Genomic DNA, 17,535 nt, shown 5'->3' on the forward strand with positions numbered 1-17,535 from the left:
CCTAACGGCGGCCAACCACGGCGGACCCGCAGCCAACCGACGGTCGGGTGGTTTCGAGGCTCGCTAGCGCTCGCACCTCAACCACCGCAGAAGTGGCCGGTGAGCCGGGAAGCAGCGCCAGCCCGAGCCCACCGCGCCCGCGTCAAAGCCCTGTCGGCGAGCAACCACGGCGGACCCGCAGCCAACCGACGGTCGGGTGGTTTCGAGGCTCGCTAGCGCTCGCACCTCAACCACCGGAGGAGCGGCCGGTGAGCCGGGAAGCAGCGCCAGCCCGAACCCACCCCACCCGCGTAAAAGCCGTAACGGCGAGCAACCACGGCGGACCCGCAGCCAACCGACGGTCGGGTGGTTTCGAGGCTCGCTAGCGCTCGCACCTCAACCACCGCAGAAGCGGCCGGTGAGCCGGGAAGCAGCGCCAGCCCGAACCCACCCCGCCCGCGTAAGAGCCCTGTCGGCGAGCAACCACGGCGGACCCGCAGCCAACCGACGGTCGGGTGGTTTCGAGGCTCGCTAGCGCTCGCACCTCAACCACCGTGCCAGCTCGCTAGCGCTCGCACCTCAACCACCGTGCCAGCTCGCTGGCGCTCGCACCTCAACCACCGTGCGGCTCAGTCGCCGGCGAGCTTGTCCAGCGCCGCCTGCGCCGCGTCCCGCGCCTCGCGCGCCGCGGCGACGACGTCCTCCGCCTCGCCCCGGGCGTCCTCGGCGTCGGAGAGCTCGTCGTCGACCTGCTCGGCGGTGGTCTCGAGCTCGGCGATCCTGCCGCGCAGCTCGTCGATCTCGGCCTGGATCTGGAGGCTGCGGGCCTCGAGCTCGTCGTACGACGCCTGCACCTCGGCGTGGGCGCTCGTCGCCTCGGCGAGCTCGGCCTCGGCGGCCTCGAGCTTGGTCTGGGCGGCCTCGATCGCCTTGCGGTCCGCCTCGGGGTCGGGGACGACGTGCAGGTCGGGGCGCGGGGGCGGCTCCGCGGCCCGCGCGGGTGCGCTGAACCCGAGCGCGTCCGGCAGCGCGACCGCGGCGGCGACGTCGGCGGGGTCGAGTCCCGTGCTCGACAAGGAGGCGACCAGCAGCCCGCTGCGCACCGCGAGGCCGCACTGCTCGTCGACTATCGCAGCGGTCAGCGTCGCCTCGACCTGGTCGGCGACGGCGTCGGTCACCCGCGTCCCCTCCTCCTTCGCGACCCGCCGCGCCTGCGTCGTCACGGCGGCGGTCAGCTGGCGACGCTGGCGGGTGAGCTCGCGCAGCGAGTCCCCGGACATCGCCGCCTGCGCCTCGCGCAGGGCGGCGCCGACGGCCAGCACCTGCTCGACCTGCTCGGTCTCGCGGCGGACGAGGAGGTTCACCACCCAGGCCGCGGTCGACGGCTTCTTGAGCGCCTTCACCTGCGCCGCGAGCGGGGTGCCCTTGAGCTCCTTGGCCCGCGCGTCCCGGGCGGGGGTGAAGTCGGGCAACGGCAGGCCGTAGAGCTCGTCCGCGACGTCCAGCAGCTCAGGCACGTGCCTCAGCCTTCCAGACCAGGTGGGCGTCCCACATCCGAGCGTGCAGTGCGCGCAGCTCGTCGTCCTCGACGTCGTCGAGCGGCAGGTGGAGGTCGCCCAGCGCCGCGCGCCAGGCCTCCCAGTCCTCCAGCTCGGTCCGCGTCTTCCCGTACGCATCGACCTGCGTCAGCACGCACCCGCGCAGCGTGCTGCACCCGCCCGCGTGCCGGCGCTGCACCACGAGGACCTTCGCGAAGACCCCGGTCCCCGGCACGCAGAGCTCCGCGTGGGACGCGAGCACGTCGGCCGGCTCGGTCGGCCGCGTTGTCACCTCGACGCCGGTGAAGCTGCCCGTCGCGTCGTGGCGGAACGACCAGCCGTCGGGGCGCACCTCGTCGACGACGTACGTGAACGGACCCTGGCGGTACTCCCCCGCCACCAGCGGCACCGGGTCGCGGAACGCATCGCCCAGCCCGACGTCGACCCACCACTCGCCGCCCGGGTTCTCGGTCGTCGGCAGCCCGGCCACGTGCAGCACGAGGTGGTTGAGGAAGGAGCCGTCACGGTCCCACTCGTCCGTCCACACGTGCCCGTGCCGTCGGGTCACCTCGAAGCCGAGATCGCGCAGCACCAGCTCGAGCGCGCCGTTCTGGTGGAAGCAGTAGCCGGCCCGGCCGAGCTCGCCGATCCGCTCCAGCGAGGCGACCGCGTCCACCGACGGCGGCCGGCCGAGCATGATCGCGAGGTTCTCGTACGGCACCCGCTCGAGGTGCCGCTGGTGCAGCAGGACCAGCGTCTCGAGCGTCGGCGGCGGGGGTACGTCGATGCCGAGCCGGGCCAGGTACGCCGCGGTCGTCATGGCTTCACGTACCGGCCGCGCCGGTGCACCAGCGGGTCCGCGTCGTCGCCGACCACGACCTCCTCGACCACGCAGGTGAGCAGCAGCGACCAGCCGACCTCGACGGCCGACTCCACCCGCACGCCGGCCCAGCTGTGCGCATCGGCCAGCCGCGGCCCCCAGGTCGTGTCCTCGAACGCCGCCATCCGGAACGGGCCGCCGGGGGCGGGAGCCGTGCCGGCGAACGCCTCCGCGAGGTCGCGGTGCGACCAGGACAGCAGCTGGACGACGGCGCGGCCGGTGCGCTCCACGGCGTCGGCGAGGTCGCTGTCCGGGTCGACCAGCGCGAGCACGCGGGCCGGTTCACCGTTCGCGACCATCAGCGAGCTCACGGTGAGCCCGGCGCGGTCCGAGGTCAGCAGCGCGACCGTGCCCGTGAGCCGGCCGCGGAACCGGCGTACCGGGTCGGGGTCGGGATCCGCGAACGGGTGCGTGTCGTGAATGGTCACGAGGCGAGCTTCTCGGGCCCCTCGTCCTTGTCGGAGCCCGGCTCCTTCTTCGACAGCTCCTTGGCGCGGGTGGCGTACATGTCGACGTACTCCTGCCCGGAGAGCCGCATGATCTCGTACATGATCTCGTCGGTGATCGACCGCAGGATGTAGCGGTCGTTCTCCATGCCCTCGTAGCGCGAGAAGTCCAGCGGCTTGCCGAAGCGGACCACGGGGCGGGTGAACTTCCCGAACGTCTTGCCCGGGGGCGCGACCACGTCGGTGCCGACCACCGCGACCGGGATTACCGGTGCCTTGGTCTCCAGCGCGAGCCGGGCGACGCCGACCTTGCCGCGGTAGAGCTTGCCGTCGTGCGAGCGGGTGCCCTCGGGGTAGATGCCGAACAGCTCGCCCTCGGCGAGCAGCCGCTTCGCGGAGATGATCGCGCCCTCGGCGGCGTTGCCGCCCGAGCGGTCGATCGGCACCTGGCCGGACCCGGCGAAGAACGTCTTCTGCAGCCAGCCCTTGAGACCCGTGCCGGTGAAGTACTCGGCCTTGGCGACGAACGTGACGCGCCGCGGCAGCGTGAGCGGCATGAACAACCAGTCGGCGTACGACAGGTGGTTGCTGGCGAGGATCGCCGGGCCCTCGTCGGGGACGTTCTCGGCCCCGGAGACGCGCGGGCGGAACACCAGCCGCAGCCAGGGGCCGAGGGCGATCCACTTCAGGAACCAATAGAACACGGACGCAGCCTAGACCGGTGGTGCAGAATCCGCGCATGACGATCCATCCGCTCGCGGAGCCGCTGTCCGTCCCTGCTCGCCCCGAGCTGACCGGCGGCCGCCGGATCGGGGTCCTGCTGAGCCACGGGTTCACCGGTCAGCCCGCGTCGATGAAGCCGTGGGGCGAGTCGCTCGCCGCGCGCGGGTACGCCGTCGAGCTGCCCCGGCTGCCCGGCCACGGCACCACCTGGCAGGAGATGAACACGACGACCTGGGCTGACTGGTACGGCGAGCTCACCCGGGCGTTCGAGAAGCTCTGCGCCGAGAACGACGCGGTGGTGGTCGGCGGGCTCTCGATGGGCGGGGCGCTGGCGCTGCGGATCGCCGAGGACCACGCGGACCGGATCGCCGGCGTCATGGTGGTGAATCCCGCGATCGCGACCAAGCGTCTCGACGTCAAGCTGCTGCCGATCCTCAAGCACCTGGTGCCGTCGTTCCCGGGCATCGCCAACGACATCAAGAAGCCCGGCGTCGAGGAGCACGGCTACACCAAGACCCCGCTCAAGGCCGCGCACTCGATGATGCAGGCCTGGCCGACGGTCGCCGCCGACCTGCCGAGGATCACCGCGCCGCTCATCTACTTCCGCTCGACCGAGGACCACGTCGTCGACGAGAAGACGCAGCCGATCATCACCGGCCGGATCTCGTCGACCGACGTCACCGTCGTGCCCCTCGAGAACAGCTTCCACGTCGCGACCCTGGACAACGACGCGGAGAAGATCTTCGAGGACAGCGCGGCGTTCATCGCCCGGGTCACCCAGACTGGTTGAGACCAGGTTGCGCTCCACCGCCTAGGCTGGAGGCGTGCAGTCGAACCCGGAAGGTCCGCGCGACCCCGACGAGACGCCGCCGACCGACCCGTCCGAGGCCCAGGAGCGGGCCTGGCAGGCGATCGTCGAGAACTACGGCGAGCGCGCGGACCTCACCACCGAGGAGCCGGAGCCGGAGGCCCCGGTCTCGTCCGCGCCGTTCGGCGGCCGGTTCGGCAACCTCACCGAGAACCTCGGCGACGACGAGGTGTTCACGGCCGAGGAGGACGACACCTACGTGCCGCCGCCCCCGCCGCCGGTCCCCCGCACCTCGCCGGACCGGATGGCCGCGTGGCTCGGCGTCTTCGGCGCGCCGACCATCCTGCTGACCGCGGTGATCCTTGGCATCACCCTTCCGACACTGATCGGCTACGCCCTGGTGGCGGCGTTCGTGGGCGGGTTCGGCTACCTCGTGTTCCGGATGCCGCGCGGCCCGCGTGACCCCTGGGACGACGGCGCACAGGTCTGAGTACTGTTCGCGTGTGAGTGCCAACGAGACCGTCGAGATCACCGGCCACCTGATGGACCACGGGATCCTCTCCCGGGTCCTCGACGACATCCGCGAGTACGGCGGCGACTACAGCATCGACCGCTTCGACGTGGGCCGCGAGACCGATGACCCCTCGCACGCGGTGATCACCGTGACCGCCGAGGACGCGGAGGCGCTGCAGCGCCTGCTGATGCGGCTGCAGACCCGCGGGGTGAACCAGGTCGACCCGGGCGAGGCGGAGTACGCCGAGGCCGACCGGGACGGCGTGTTCCCGGACCAGTTCTACTCGACCACCAACCTCGAGACCCGGGTCCGCGTCGACGGCTCCTGGCTCACGGTCGGCAACCCCGAGATGGACTGCGGCCTCATCCTCGAGAAGGCCACCGACGGCACCCCGGCGCGGGTCTACACGCTGCCGATGTCCGACGTGAAGGCCGGCATGCTCGTCATCACCGGCGCGTCCGGGGTCAAGGTCACCGTGCCGGCGCCGGACCGCGAGGCGGAGGCGTTCGGCTTCATGGAGTCCGAGGTGTCCTCGGAGAAGCCGCAGGCGGTGCTGGTGCGCCAGGTCGCCGACGGCATGCGCGAGGCCAAGGCGTCCGGCAAGAAGGTCCTCTGGGTCGGCGGCCCCGGCGTCGTGCACACCGGCGCCGCGCCGGCCATGGTCGCGATGGTGAACGCCGGCTTCGTCGACGTGCTGTTCGCCGGCAACGCCCTGGCCACCCACGACATCGAGTCCGCGCTGTACGGCACCAGCCTCGGGGTCGACCTGGCGATGGGCCGCGGCGTCGAGCACGGCCACGAGCACCACATCCGCGCGATCAACGCGATCCGCAAGGAGGGCTCGATCGCCGCCGCCGTCGAGAGCGGCGTCCTGACCGGCGGCATCATGCACGCGCTGGTCAAGCACGGGAAGGACTTCGTGCTGGTCGGCTCGGTCCGCGACGACGGCCCGCTGCCGGACGTCTACACCGACGTGATCGAGGGCCAGCGCGCGATGCGCGCCGAGCTGCAGAACGTCGGCTTCTGCCTGATGGTCGCGACGATGCTGCACTCGGTCGCGACCGGCAACATCCTGCCTGCCTCGGTCCCGCTGGTGTGCGTGGACATCAACCCGGCGACGGTCACCAAGCTCGCCGACCGCGGGTCCTCGCAGGCCCGCGGCATCGTCACGGACGTCGGTCTGTTCCTCGAGCAGCTTGCCGTCGAGCTCGTGCCCGAGTACCGGCGCTCCTGAACCGCTCCCGGGCGAGGTACGCCGCTCCGATCGCGCCGGCCTCGGGACCGAGGCTGGCGCGCACCAGCGGCGGCACCGCGCGGTGCTCCGCGCCCACGAGCGTCGCGCGCAGGGCGACCCGCGCGGGCGCCAGCAGCAGCTCGTCGGCGGCGGACACGCCACCACCGATCACGACGATCTCCGGGTCGAACGCCTCGACGAGGTTCGACACCCCGACGCCGAGCCACTCGCCGACCTCGGCGAACGCCGCGAGCGCGACCGGGTCCCCGGCCCGCGCGGCCTCGGTGATCTCCGGGCCCGTGATGTCCTGGCGACCGCCGTTCGCCTGCACGAAGCGCACCAGCGCGTTGCCCGAGCAGTAGCGCTCCCAGCAGCCGATGCCGCCGCACTCGCAGGCCTGCCCGTTCGGCACGACCTGCATGTGCCCGAACTCCCCCGCCATCCCGTTGTGGCCGCGGTGCACGGCACCGTCGATCACGACGGCGCCGCCGATGCCGGTGCCCAGCGTGACGACCAGCGCGTACTGCGAGTGCCCGACGGCGCCGTACGCGATCTCGGCGCGAGCCGCGCAGTTCGCGTCGTTGTCGAGCACCACCGGGGCGTTCCACCGCTCGGCCAGCCGGGCGCGCACGCCCTCGTCACGCCAGGGCAGGTGCGGCGCGAACCGCACCCGCTCCCCCTGCACGTCGACGAAGCCGGCGGCCGCGATCCCGATCGCGGACGGCCGGCGGGTGGTCGAGAGCTCCTCGACCGCCTCGGTCAGCGCGTCCTCGATCAGGCTGGCCTCGACGCGCCGACCCGGGGTCGTGCGGTGGGCGGTGCGCAGCACGCGCCCGGTCGTCGACACCGCGGCCGCGAGGACCTTGGTGCCGCCGATGTCGACCCCGATGAAGAGCGCCACGAGGCCGCTACCGCCGCGACAGGTCTGCCGCGCCGATCAGCCCGGCGCGGTTGCCGAGCCGGGCCTTGCGGATCTCCGGGATCGGGCGGAACCCGCGACCCACGAGCTGCCCCGCGAACGCCGTGCGGGTCGGCTCGAGCAGCAGCTCGTCGGCCTCGCTGACGCCGCCGCCGATCACGACCACGCCCGGGTCGAGGATCTCGGTCAGCGACGCGATCCCCTCGCCGAGCCACCGGCCGAGCTCGGACAGCTGCTGGCGCGCGCCCTGGTCGCCGTGCTGGGCCGCCTCGGTGATCAGCGGGCCGGTGATCTTCTGCAGGTCGCCACCGGCGCGCTGCAGCATGCCCTGGGCGATCTGGGCGCCGCTCATCGCGAGCGACCGCGCCTCACGCACCAGCGCGGAGCCGCTGGCGTACTGCTCGAAGCAGCCGTGCTTGCCGCAGCCGCACAGGATGCCGTTCGGTACGACGCGCATGTGGCCGATCTCCGCGCCGACGCCGTTCGCGCCGCGGTAGACCTCGCCGTCGAGCACCAGGCCGCCCCCGACACCGGTGCCCACCGTGACCAGCAGCAGGTCGTCGGCGTCGTGGCCGGCGCCGTACACGAACTCGCCCCACGCGGCGGCGTTGGCGTCGTTCTCGATCACGACCGGGAGCTCGATCCGCTTCTCGAGCTCGCCCTTGAGGTCCTCGTTGCGCCAGGCGACGTTCGGAGCGAACAGCACGACCGCGCGCTCCTTGTTCACGTAGCCCGCGGCACCCACGCCGACGGTCTCGATGGCGTGCCGCGAGCGCAGCTCGGTCACCAGGCCGGCGATCGCCTCCTCGATGGCCTCGGCGTCGGTCGCGGGCGACTCGACGCGCAGCTCCTCGAGGATCGTGCCGTTCTCGTCGACCACGCCGCCGGCGATCTTGGTGCCGCCGACGTCGATCCCGCACGCCAGGCTCATCGGTCTCCCTCCCCGGAGTCCTCGGAATCAGTGTCCTCGGGCCAGTCTGCCGAGTCGTCGTCCAGGTCGTCGTCGAGGTCGATGTTCTGCACGCCGGCGCCGCGCTCGCCGGGCACCGGCGTGGCCATCAGCCCGGCCGCCGCCTGGAGCAGCGCCGACGCGGCGGTCGCGAGCTGGGTGCGCACCTCGGGGCTCGCCTGCCGCAGCACGTGCACGGTCTTGCAGATCGGGCAGTAGGTGCACTCGGGCGCACCGGTGTCGATGTGGCCGTCCCCCACGTGGTCCTTCGCCCACCCGGAGAGGGCACCGAGCAGCTTCGCCGCCTCTTCCCCCACCGTTCCCACGTCGTCCGAGGAATCCCGTTCGTCCTGGCTCATGTCACCTTCCAGCCTCGTCATCGGGGTCCTCGATGAACCGCACGCGCAGTTCCCCCTGCTCCACCCGGGCGCCGGCGATGCGATGTCTCGCCAGGCCCGATGGGAGCGTGAGCAGCCGACGATACGATCCCACGGTCACGACCAGATCGTCGCCATTGCGCGCCAGGTTGACCTCGGCGCGTGAGACGAGCGGCAGCGAGAGCCGCAGCACGGCGCCGGTGTCGGTGCGCGTGATCCGGAACGGCCCCTTGCCGGGCGTGGTCGCCAGCGGGTCGTCCGCGCCGTACACCTCGCGCGCCAGGGCGCTGAGCGTCTCGACGCCGACCGGCTCGCGCGGGCGGTACGGCGAACGCCAGATCGGCAGCCCGGCGAACGACTCGTCGACGCGCTCGAGCACCTCGTCCTGGGCGAGCACCCAGCCAGCGCGCCAGTCGTCGGCACCCTCTGCCGGGAAGACCCGGTTCGCGACGACGCCGTCGACGCGGTAGCCGAACAGCGAGAGCGACGTGTAGGAGCGGCGGGCCTCGGCGAGCACGACGTTCTCGGGCGTGAGCACCAGGCGCACGCTCGCGTCCGGGCCGCTCAGCAGCTCGCGGACCTCCTCGAGCTCGGCGTGCAGCCGCTCGACCGCGTCGAAGACGGAGTCGCCCGGCATCGGCACGCCCGCGGCGCGGCTCAGAACCGGCCGCAGTGCCTTCACCACGCGGCGCTCCATCGGGAAGACCCGGTGCATGTACCAGCCCAGCGCCTCGGGCAGCGCGAGGAGCCGCAGCGTCTCCGCGGTCGGCGCGCAGTCGACGACGATGACGTCCCACCCACCGGTGAGCGCCTGGACGCGCAGCTCCAGCAGCGCCAGCACCTCCTCGGCGCCCGGGATCACCGTGAGCTCCTCGGCCGCGACCGGGTCGACGCCGGCGACGTCGAGCACCGAGAGCAGGTAGCGCTGGATGTCGGCCCACGACTGCTCGAAGCGCAGCTGGGCGTCGACCTGCTGGACGAACAGGCCGTCGGCCACCTCGGCCGGCTCGGCCCCGATCGTGCCCGGCGCGCAGCCGTACGCGTCCGCGAGGGAGTGCGCGGCGTCGGTCGACAGCACCAGGGTGCGGCGTCCCTCCGCGGCGGCCAGCGCAGCGGTGCCGGCCGCGATCGTGGACTTGCCGACCCCTCCCTTGCCGGTGAAGAGCAGCAGCCTCAGAGCGACTCGACCCGCTTCTTCAGGCCCTTGAGCGCGGTGTCGATCAGGATCTTCTCGCCCTTGCGCTTGAGCATGCCGATCAACGGGATCGAGACGTCGAGCGCGAGCCGGTAGGTCACCTCGGTCGAGCCGTTGCCGAGGTCCTTCAGCACGTAGGCGCCGTCGAGCGCGCGCAGCATCTTGCCCTCGACCAGCGTCCAGGTGACCTCGTCGTACCCGTCCCACTCGTAGGCGAGCGTGTACTCGTCCTTGATCGGGCTCACGTCGAGCGCGAAGAAGACCTGCTCGGCCCAACCGCCCTCGCCGTCCTTGACGACCTCGGCGGTGATGACTCCCTTGGCCCACTCGGGGTACGCCGGGAAGTCGCCGATGACGCCCATGATGTCCGCCGGAGCGGCGTCGATGACGATCGAGGAAGTGGTCTGCTCGGCCATCGGGTCCCCTTGTTGGTGGATCTGCTGGGCTGCGAGCGTACCGGATCGGCCGGGGCCCGACGCCACGCCGTGTAACCACGCGGTAACGTCTGCGCGTGCGTGAGTTCTCGACCCCGATGACGACCGAGATCCCCTCGACCGGCAACCTCACCGACGACGTGGTGACCAACGCCCGGGAGCGAGCGACCTCGGTGCAGTTCAGCCGGCGCGACGCCAGCGGTGCGTGGGAGGACGTCACCATGGCGGGCTTCCTCGCCGAGGTGAGCGCCGTCGCCAAGGGCCTGATCGCGGCCGGCATCGAGCCGGGCGACCGCGTCGCCCTGATCTCCAAGACCCGCTACGAGTGGACCCTCCTCGACTACGCGATCTGGTTCGCGGGCGCGGTCACCGTGCCGATCTACGAGACCTCCTCGGCCGAGCAGATCCGCTGGATCCTCTCCGACTCCGGCACCCGCGCGGTGGTCGCCGAGACCGCCGACCACCTCGCGCGCGTCAGCGAGGTGCGCGGCGCCCTCGACGAGCTCAACCACGTCTGGTCGATCACCGACAACGCGATCGACACGCTGACCCGCCTCGGCGGCGACATCACCGACGACCAGCTCGAGGCGCGCCGTACGGCGGCGCAGCCCTCGGACGTCGCGACGCTGATCTACACGTCGGGCACCACCGGCCAGCCGAAGGGCTGCGTGCTCACCCACGGCAACTTCATGTTCGAGCTGGGCGTGGCCGTCGACGAGCTCGAGCGGCTCTTCCACGACGACAACGGGTCGACGCTGCTGTTCCTGCCGCTCGCCCACGTGTTCGCGCGGATCATCCAGGTCGGGTGCGTGAAGTCGCGCACCCGGATGGGCCACACCGCCGACATCAAGCAGCTGCTCCCGGACCTCGCGGAGTTCAAGCCGACATTCATCCTCGCGGTCCCCCGCGTCTTCGAGAAGGTCTTCAACACCGCCTCGCAGCGCGCGACCGCCGACGGCCGCGGCAAGATCTTCGACGCCGCCGCCGACACCGCGATCGCCTACTCGCGCGGCATCGAGAAGGGCAAGATCCCGCTCGCCGTCCGCGCCAAGCACGCCGTCTTCGACAAGCTCGTGTACGGCAAGCTGCGCGCCGCGCTCGGCGGCAGCTGCCTGTACGCCGTCTCCGGTGGCGCGCCGCTCGGCGAGCGGCTCGGCCACTTCTACCGCGGCATCGGCTTGGTCGTGCTCGAGGGCTACGGCCTCACCGAGACGACCGCGGCGCTGTCGGCGAACCTCCCCGACGCCACCAAGATCGGCACCGTCGGCCGGCCGCTCCCCGGCACGGCCGTGCGGGTCGCCGACGACGGCGAGCTGCTGTTCAAGGGCGGCCAGGTGATGGCCGGCTACTGGCGCAACGAGCAGGCGACCGCCGAGGTGCTGGAGGACGGCTGGTTCCACACCGGCGACATCGGCGAGGTCGACGACGAGGGCTTCATCCGGATCACCGGGCGCAAGAAGGAGATCATCGTGACCGCGGGCGGCAAGAACGTCGCCCCCGCCGTCCTCGAGGACCGCCTGCGCGCCCACCTGCTCGTCGACCAGTGCATCGTCGTCGGCGACGGACAGCCGTTCATCGGGGCGCTCGTCACGCTGGACCGCGAGTCGGTGCCGACGTGGGCCGAGACGCACGGCAAGTCGACCAACGTCCGCGACCTGGTCGACGACCCCGACCTCCGCGCCGAGATCGAGGCGGCGGTCGAGGACGCCAACAAGGCGGTCTCGCGGGCCGAGTCGATCCGGAAGTTCACGATCCTCTCGGACGAGTGGACCGAGGAGGGCGGCCAGCTCACGCCCAGCCTCAAGCTCAAGCGCAACGTGGTGCTGCGCGAGTTCAAGGACGACGTCGCCGCGCTGTACTACTCGTGAGCTACTCCTGAGCTACTCCTGAGCCTGGAGCTGCCTGGCGATCGCGATCCGCTGCATCCCGGTGGGGTGCGAGCCGAACCAGAAGTGCGCCCAGCCGGGCGGCGTCGGGTCGGCCAGCGAGCGCACCATCAGCTGGCGCTGGACGGCCATGAACGCGGCCGCGTCGCCGGTCACCTCGATTGCGTCCACGTCCGCGCGGGCCTCGATCTGGCGGCTGATCCCGTTCTGGACCGGGCTCGAGAGCAGCGTCCCGACCGCGAGCAGCGCCAGCACCAGCGGGACCACCGCCGGGTCGCGCATCGACAGCCCGCGGCGCGGGCCCAGGGCGCCGACGACGAGGCCGAGCAGGCCGACGCCGAACACCGCCCCGGCCACGCCGAGCAGGGACCCGGTCAGCACGTCGTCGTGCTGGGCGTGCGCCAGCTCGTGCGCGACCACCGACAGCACCTGGTCCTGCGGCACGTCCTCGACGAGGTTGTCGTAGAGCACCACCCGGCGGGTGCTGCCGAAGCCCGAGACGTAGGCGTTGAGGGTCGTCGTACGGCGTGACGCGTCGGCGACCAGGACGTCGTCGATCGGCACGCCCTCGCGCTCGGCGATCTCGAACACCTGGCTGCGCAGGTCGCCGTCCTCCAGGGAGCTGAACGAGTTGAACAGCGGCTCCACGAGCACCGGGTAGACGAACGACCCGGCCAGCACCAGCGCGCCCAGGATGCCGGCGGCCACCGCCGGCCAGGCCCGCTCCCAGCGCCGGGCGCAGCCGATCAGCACGATCAGCACGGCGGAGACGGCGACGACGTTCACGCCCTGGTTGAGCGCCAGGTCGCGCGCGAAGCCCGACCACGCCTGGTCGGTGAGGCCGTGGTCGATCGCGCGGCGGCGCGCCAGGACCGCGAACGGCAGCGTCACCAGCCGCCCGATCACCTCGACCAGCGCGACCGCGAGCAGCACCCGGACCCACCACCAGCCCGGCAGCCGGGCGACGAGCCGGCGACCCCAGGACGTGAAGCCGAGCAGGCAGGCGACGGCCAGCGACACCAGGGTCGAGCTCCAGCCGAGGACGCGCGTCCACCGGGCGTAGTCCTCGGCCCGGTCGATCTCCTCGGGTGTCAGCACCGACGCCGGGTGGGCCGGCGAGGGCATCCCTCCGGGGACGGGGTGCCACGGCACCAGGAGGGCGGCGACCACCACGAACGCGAGGCCGCCGACCAGCGTCACCGCGAGGGCGACACGCCGGTCCGGGCTCCTCACGAGGCCAAGTCTGACAGGAGGGTCCGCCACCGCTGCGTGAACTCCGCCTCGGTGAGCCCGATCTCGGCACGCAGCGCCTGCTCGACCGGCGTGCCCGCGTCGACGGCGCGGTAGAACCGCACGAGCGCGTCCTCGCCGCCGATCTGGGCGAGCAGCCGTGAGGCGAGCCAGGCGCTCTCGTACGTCGCGCCGAGGCCGGTCGCGCGGGTGCCGAACTCCGCGGGGCCCGGGAGCGCCCGGGGCGGCCCGTCCTCCTCCACCTCGGCGATGATCTGCGCGGCCGAGCGGGACAGGGGCAGGTCGACGTCGCGGAGCGCGACGTAGTCGGCGAAGCCCTCGAGCAGCCACAGCGGCATCGTGCTCGCCCACGCGTCGGCGGCCACGTGCGTCGCCTCGTGGCTCATCACCACCTGGGCGCCGGCGGGCTTCAGCCGGCCGTACAGGTCGGGGTTCACGAACACGTGCACCGGCGCCGCGGGCGCCAGCGAGCCGTCGGCGGAGGTCGTCACCGCCGCGATCTGGTCGTAGGTGCCGGGGTCGGAGCTGAGCACGGCGTCGAGGTCGTCGACCGAGGCCGGGACCTCCACGACCAGGCCCCGCCGCCACTGCGGCAGCACCGCGCGCACGACCGGGACCGCCGCCTCCGCGCGTGCCGCGAACTCGTCGGCCTCGGCGGCCGGTCCGTCGACGAGCACCAGGGTGTCGTCGGTGCGGCGCACCTCCAGCGGCCCCGACAGCCACAGCGGGGAGATCCGGTCATCGCCGCCGAACCCGGTGATCGCGACCCGGTCCCCGTCGGGCTGGATGCCCACGCGCACCTCCGCGTGCGCGGAGCCCCGGTCGAAGCCCCCGAACCGCCAGGTCGCGTCGGCGTACGCCGCGTCGCCCGCGGAGTCGGTGGCAGCGTCGACGAAGCGCAGCGTGAAGTCGCGGACGTCGGCGGCCTCGGCGTTCGCCACGATCCCGGCGAGCCGGTCACCCGCTTCGGCGTCGCCGGTGGGCGCCAGCGCCCGGGCCGCCTCCTCGTCGCCGGCCCGCACCGCCGCCTCGAGCTCCTCGATCGCCGCGGTGGCGCCCGCGGAGGACGGCGCGCCCGACGAGGACGGCGCCGGTGCCGGGGCGACGTACGGCTCGTCGTCGACCAGCGTCCAGGCGAGCAGCCCGGACGCGACGAGCAGGACGAGCGAGAGGCCGGCCACCCACCAGCGTGGGCGACCGGCCTCGCGTTCAGGCGCTTCGGTCAAGCTCAGCCGGGTCGGACCGCGCCGACGTACGGCATGGAGTACAGGCCGGACACGACCACACCGGTGCCGGGGTTGGCGGCGTGCACGATCAGGCCGTTGCCGATGTACATGCCGACGTGGCTGATCGGGCTGTAGTAGAAGACCAGGTCGCCGGGCTGCAGGTCGCTCGCGGCGACGTGCGGGCCGGAGGAGTACTGGGCGCTCGAGGAGTGCGGGAGGCCGACGCCGGCGGCGCCCCAGGCCATCATCGTGAGACCCGAGCAGTCGAAGGCGGACGGTCCGGCGGCACCGTAGACGTACGCGTCGCCGACCTGGGCCATCGCGTAGGCGACCGCGGCGGCCGCGCTGCCCGAGGCGGGGACGTCAGACGGCATCCGGACGGTGCCGCGCGACAGGATGTCCTCGCGCTCCTCGGCCTTGAGGTCGGCCAGCAGGGCCTCCGCCTCGGCGAGCTTCTCCTCCGCGGTCTTCTTCTCGGCGGCGAGCTTCTCCTCGAGGGCGGCGATGTCCTCGGCGCGACGCTCGGTCGCGTCGGCGCGGATGTCGAGCGACTTCAGCTCGGTGGCGTACTCGTCGAACAGCTGCGACTGCATGTCGTTGAACGCCGACATGGTCGAGAGCTGGGCGAGGAAGTCCTGGGAGTCCTCGGAGACCACGACCTGGCCGACGGCGGCGAGGCTCTGTCCCTCGTACTGGCGCACGATGGCGTCCTGGACCTGCTCACGCACGACGCCGAGGCGGTCGTCCTGGCGGTCCTGGTCGGCCTGCAGCGAGTCGAGGTCGGCTTCGAGGTCCTTGAGCTCGAGGCGCGCGTCGTTGTAGCGCTCCGAGGCCTGTTCGGCCTCGTGGTACAGCCGGTCGACCTTGGCCTGTACGTCGTCGATGTCGGGCTTCGCCTGCGCCGACCCCGAGGGCACGAGGCCCAGGGTGGCGATCAAGGCGGCACCGGACAGGAGGGTGATCAGTCGCTTCCGGCCGTTCTGCACGAGCGGGCGCTCTCCTTGTACGTCGGACGCCTACCGGGTGAGCTGACGGATTCGGACGCGACGCTTGTCCTACCTCCGCAGTGCGGAGGATTCACCCCACGTGGCCAGCCTGCGACCACAGTTGGTTCCCCGGCTCCCGGAACGGTCGAGACCGGTCCGAGACTCAGCGCGGTGACCGCGCGGATCCGAGTGATCCACTTCCACGGCCACCTGAGCGACACACACTAGAGGGGCCCGCCGGGCCTCACCAAACTTTCAACCGGTGTCTCGGGTCTTTTTCGGCGCTGGGCCGGAAATTTGACGCGGGAGAGTCACACAGATCACACCAGTCACACGAGTCACGGCCCGGGCGGGCTCACGCGGACTCCATGTGCGGTCCGTCGACCGGCTGGACGAGGCGCAGCGGCGGGACCAGGCCGCTCTGGGCGAGGACGTCGAGCGCGTCCCGCGCGTCGTCGTCGAAGGTGAGCTCGGGCGGTGGGCCGAGCAGGACGGTCACCACGCAGTCGTGGCAGTGCAGACCCCGCACCGTGCAGGTGTCACAGTCGATTCGCGTGTTCATGTCAGGAACGGTCGCAGGGACCACCGACAACGGCCCTCGAGACCGCGAGGCGGCGGCGTGTCTACGAACGGGTCACGAGGTCGAGAAGCGCCTCGGGGGGTACGACACGGGCACCGCCGCGGGTCACGTCGCGCGCGACCGCCTGGTCGGCGGTGACCACGACGACGACGCGCCCCTCGGGCTCGGCCGCGACCAGGTCGCGGATCACGTCGTCGGCGATCACCCCGCGCGGGCTGAACAGCACGCGCACGCCGCGTGGCGCGTTCACCGGCGGTCGGTGGTCGGTGTCGGCGGCGTCGAAGACGACGGTCGTCTCCGCGCCGGTGCGCGCGACCAGCGGCGCCAGCGCCTGCATCAGCCGGATCCGCTGCGCCTCCAGCGGCGAGGTCGGCCACGCCGCCTTGCTGACGTTGTAGCCGTCGACGACCAGCCGGGCGCGCGGCATCGCGAGGTACTGCTCGAGCGCCGCCTGGCTCGGCACCCGCTGCCCCGACTCGGCGATGTCGGCCTGCACACGGTCGCCGGGCGAGCCGCTGACCTGCGGGAGCGCGAGCTCGCGCTGCAGGCCGTTCGCGGCGTCGATGACGGTCTCCAGCAGCACCCGCGCGCGCAGCGTCGCCTCGTCCCGCTCGGAGCGGGCGTCGCGGCGGCCCTGCGCGACCTCGGACTCGACCCGCTCGAGCTGGGCCCGCAGTCGCCGGTTCTCCTTCTCCAGCGCCGCGCACCGCTCGTCCGCGGCGCTCTCCGCCTTCGCCTGAGCGGCAGCCGCCTCCTCCGCGGCGGCGCGCGCCTCGCGCTCGGAGACCCGGGTGTCGCCGAGCTTGCGGCGCAGGGTGGTGTTCTCACCCTTCATCTCGTCGAGCTGGGCGCGGTGGGCCGCCTTGAGCTCGCGCACCGACTGCTCGGCGTCGGCGAGACGCTGCCGCAGCCGCTCGACCTCGCGCTCGGCGCGGTCGCCGGCCGGGTCCGGCTGGGCCGCGACCCGGCGTACCGCCTCGGCGACGGCGTCCTCCCAGCCCTCGGGCCGGGTCAGCCAGGCCTGCGCCGCCTCGCCGGCAGGATCCGTGGCGGCGCCGGCGCGGGCCGCGACCTGGGTGCCGACGTGGCTGCGGAAGTCGTCGTCGGCCAGGGCCTCGGCGATCGCGGTGCCGCCGAGCTTGGCGCGACGGGCGGGCGCGAACGTCGCCACCCGGCGCACGGGCGCCGGGGGCTTGGGGACGTCGGGCAGCACGTCGGCGGTCAGCGCGACGACGCGCGCGCGGACCGGCTCGGGCAGGTCCGCGAGTGCTGGCCGGCTCATGGCGCCGGCTGGTGGCGTGGGACGAGCTCGATCGCGTCGGAGCGCCCGCACCAGCGGCAGGTGACGGACTCCAGCGCCTCGGCGCGCACCTCGGTGTCCTCGACGCGGTGCTCGCCACCGAGGTCGAAGTGCCAGAACTCGGTCGTCCGCCGGGTCCGGGTCACGTCGAAGCGGGTGAGGTTGCCGCAGCCCGAGCAGCGCCAGCGCTGGCCGTCGTCGGGAATGCCCGTGCGTGACGATGCGGTCATCGGCGCCTCCTCTCGTGCTGTTCCTCCCTGCTGGGCACCCACAGCCTACGGGGGTCCCGCGCGTTCTCCCGGGGATTGTC

19 protein-coding genes and 1 riboswitch are annotated in these 17,535 nt (G+C 72.6%); of the genes, 4 read left to right on the forward strand and 15 right to left on the reverse strand.

Going from position 1 to position 17,535, the window contains the following annotated elements; translation table 11 throughout:
• Positions 1-608: 608 nt before the first annotated feature.
• Genes ABD875_RS05085 through ABD875_RS05100 form a run of 4 tightly spaced genes read right to left on the reverse strand, consistent with a single transcriptional unit; the run spans position 609 to position 3,547 of the window.
• Positions 609-1,496 (reverse strand): hypothetical protein, encoded by an 888-nt coding sequence (locus ABD875_RS05085; RefSeq protein ID WP_345171848.1) that lies wholly within the window; start codon positions 1,494-1,496, stop codon positions 609-611.
• A complete protein-coding gene (locus tag ABD875_RS05090) occupies positions 1,489-2,337 on the reverse strand; it encodes an arylamine N-acetyltransferase family protein (protein ID WP_345171852.1) in 849 nt (282 codons plus the stop codon). Before ABD875_RS05090 ends, ABD875_RS05085 begins: the two co-directional genes overlap by 8 nt.
• A complete protein-coding gene (locus ABD875_RS05095; RefSeq protein WP_345171854.1) occupies positions 2,334-2,825 on the reverse strand; it encodes a flavin reductase family protein in 492 nt (163 codons plus the stop codon). Before ABD875_RS05095 ends, ABD875_RS05090 begins: the two co-directional genes overlap by 4 nt.
• A complete protein-coding gene (locus ABD875_RS05100; RefSeq protein WP_345171856.1) occupies positions 2,822-3,547 on the reverse strand; it encodes a lysophospholipid acyltransferase family protein in 726 nt (241 codons plus the stop codon). The genes ABD875_RS05095 and ABD875_RS05100 overlap by 4 nt, the downstream gene beginning before the upstream one ends.
• A gap of 35 nt (positions 3,548-3,582) precedes the next feature.
• Here ABD875_RS05100 and ABD875_RS05105 point away from each other — a divergent pair, with 35 nt between their 5' ends.
• Genes ABD875_RS05105 through ABD875_RS05115 form a run of 3 tightly spaced genes read left to right on the forward strand, consistent with a single transcriptional unit; the run spans position 3,583 to position 6,122 of the window.
• Positions 3,583-4,356 (forward strand): alpha/beta hydrolase, encoded by a 774-nt coding sequence (locus ABD875_RS05105; protein WP_345171858.1) that lies wholly within the window; start codon positions 3,583-3,585, stop codon positions 4,354-4,356.
• A 34-nt stretch (positions 4,357-4,390) separates the two neighbouring features.
• Positions 4,391-4,864 carry a hypothetical protein gene (locus ABD875_RS05110; protein WP_345171860.1) on the forward strand — a complete coding sequence of 158 codons (474 nt, stop codon included), beginning with the start codon at positions 4,391-4,393 and terminating at the stop codon, positions 4,862-4,864.
• A 13-nt stretch (positions 4,865-4,877) separates the two neighbouring features.
• Positions 4,878-6,122: an ornithine cyclodeaminase, nickel-pincer nucleotide-dependent gene (locus ABD875_RS05115; RefSeq protein ID WP_345171862.1), complete on the forward strand. Its 1,245-nt coding sequence runs from the start codon at positions 4,878-4,880 to the stop codon at positions 6,120-6,122.
• Here the strand turns inward: ABD875_RS05115 and ABD875_RS05120 are convergent.
• The 5 genes from ABD875_RS05120 to ABD875_RS05140 are packed head-to-tail and all read right to left on the reverse strand — an operon-like array spanning position 6,055 to position 9,978.
• Positions 6,055-7,023 carry an ROK family protein gene (locus tag ABD875_RS05120; RefSeq protein ID WP_345171864.1) on the reverse strand — a complete coding sequence of 323 codons (969 nt, stop codon included), beginning with the start codon at positions 7,021-7,023 and terminating at the stop codon, positions 6,055-6,057. The genes ABD875_RS05115 and ABD875_RS05120 overlap by 68 nt on opposite strands.
• Before the next feature lie 7 nt (positions 7,024-7,030).
• The gene (locus ABD875_RS05125; RefSeq protein ID WP_345171866.1) at positions 7,031-7,972 is read right to left on the reverse strand and encodes an ROK family glucokinase; all 942 of its coding nucleotides are present in this window, start codon (positions 7,970-7,972) and stop codon (positions 7,031-7,033) included.
• A complete protein-coding gene (locus ABD875_RS05130; RefSeq protein WP_345171868.1) occupies positions 7,969-8,307 on the reverse strand; it encodes a hypothetical protein in 339 nt (112 codons plus the stop codon). The genes ABD875_RS05125 and ABD875_RS05130 overlap by 4 nt, the downstream gene beginning before the upstream one ends.
• A 43-nt stretch (positions 8,308-8,350) precedes the next feature.
• On the reverse strand, positions 8,351-9,544 hold the full coding sequence (locus ABD875_RS05135; protein ID WP_345172681.1) for an ArsA family ATPase: 1,194 nt from the start codon (positions 9,542-9,544) through the stop codon (positions 8,351-8,353).
• Complete coding sequence (locus ABD875_RS05140) at positions 9,541-9,978, reverse strand: SRPBCC family protein (protein ID WP_345171871.1); 438 nt, start codon at positions 9,976-9,978, stop codon at positions 9,541-9,543. The genes ABD875_RS05135 and ABD875_RS05140 overlap by 4 nt, the downstream gene beginning before the upstream one ends.
• A 95-nt stretch (positions 9,979-10,073) precedes the next feature.
• Here ABD875_RS05140 and ABD875_RS05145 point away from each other — a divergent pair, with 95 nt between their 5' ends.
• The gene (locus tag ABD875_RS05145) at positions 10,074-11,864 is read left to right on the forward strand and encodes an AMP-dependent synthetase/ligase (RefSeq protein ID WP_345171874.1); all 1,791 of its coding nucleotides are present in this window, start codon (positions 10,074-10,076) and stop codon (positions 11,862-11,864) included.
• Between the two features lie 12 nt (positions 11,865-11,876).
• Here ABD875_RS05145 and ABD875_RS05150 read toward each other — a convergent pair whose 3' ends face one another.
• The 6 genes from ABD875_RS05150 to ABD875_RS05175 form a co-directional block, all read right to left on the reverse strand.
• Positions 11,877-13,115 (reverse strand): M48 family metallopeptidase, encoded by a 1,239-nt coding sequence (locus ABD875_RS05150; RefSeq protein WP_345171876.1) that lies wholly within the window; start codon positions 13,113-13,115, stop codon positions 11,877-11,879.
• Positions 13,112-14,314, reverse strand: a complete 1,203-nt coding sequence (locus tag ABD875_RS05155) for a hypothetical protein (protein ID WP_345171878.1) — start codon at positions 14,312-14,314, stop codon at positions 13,112-13,114. Before ABD875_RS05155 ends, ABD875_RS05150 begins: the two co-directional genes overlap by 4 nt.
• 47 nt (positions 14,315-14,361) lie before the next feature.
• Positions 14,362-15,297, reverse strand: a complete 936-nt coding sequence (locus tag ABD875_RS05160) for a C40 family peptidase (protein ID WP_345171880.1) — start codon at positions 15,295-15,297, stop codon at positions 14,362-14,364.
• Between the two features lie 60 nt (positions 15,298-15,357).
• Positions 15,358-15,524: riboswitch (cyclic di-AMP (ydaO/yuaA leader) on the reverse strand.
• Between the two features lie 176 nt (positions 15,525-15,700).
• Positions 15,701-15,907, reverse strand: a complete 207-nt coding sequence (locus tag ABD875_RS05165; RefSeq protein WP_345171882.1) for a hypothetical protein — start codon at positions 15,905-15,907, stop codon at positions 15,701-15,703.
• Positions 15,908-15,968: 61 nt separating this feature from the next.
• Positions 15,969-17,207, reverse strand: a complete 1,239-nt coding sequence (locus ABD875_RS05170) for an NYN domain-containing protein (protein WP_345171884.1) — start codon at positions 17,205-17,207, stop codon at positions 15,969-15,971.
• On the reverse strand, positions 17,204-17,455 hold the full coding sequence (locus tag ABD875_RS05175) for a hypothetical protein (protein WP_345171886.1): 252 nt from the start codon (positions 17,453-17,455) through the stop codon (positions 17,204-17,206). The genes ABD875_RS05170 and ABD875_RS05175 overlap by 4 nt, the downstream gene beginning before the upstream one ends.
• Positions 17,456-17,535 lie beyond the last annotated feature (80 nt).

Origin of the sequence: Nocardioides caricicola, assembly GCF_039541135.1 — a bacterium.
In the GTDB taxonomy this organism is placed as follows: Bacteria; Actinomycetota; Actinomycetes; order Propionibacteriales; family Nocardioidaceae; genus Nocardioides; species Nocardioides caricicola.

Excerpts from the sequence above, each read along its gene's own strand:
- ABD875_RS05090 (WP_345171852.1), bottom strand. The coding sequence starts at position 2,337 with ATGACGACCGCGGCGTACCTGGCCCGGCTCGGCATCGACGTACCCCCG.
- ABD875_RS05105 (WP_345171858.1), top strand. The coding sequence starts at position 3,583 with ATGACGATCCATCCGCTCGCGGAGCCGCTGTCCGTCCCTGCTCGCCCC.
- ABD875_RS05125 (WP_345171866.1), bottom strand. The coding sequence starts at position 7,972 with ATGAGCCTGGCGTGCGGGATCGACGTCGGCGGCACCAAGATCGCCGGC.
- ABD875_RS05140 (WP_345171871.1), bottom strand. The coding sequence starts at position 9,978 with ATGGCCGAGCAGACCACTTCCTCGATCGTCATCGACGCCGCTCCGGCG.
- ABD875_RS05165 (WP_345171882.1), bottom strand. The coding sequence starts at position 15,907 with ATGAACACGCGAATCGACTGTGACACCTGCACGGTGCGGGGTCTGCAC.
- ABD875_RS05170 (WP_345171884.1), bottom strand. The coding sequence starts at position 17,207 with ATGAGCCGGCCAGCACTCGCGGACCTGCCCGAGCCGGTCCGCGCGCGC.
- ABD875_RS05175 (WP_345171886.1), bottom strand. The coding sequence starts at position 17,455 with ATGACCGCATCGTCACGCACGGGCATTCCCGACGACGGCCAGCGCTGG.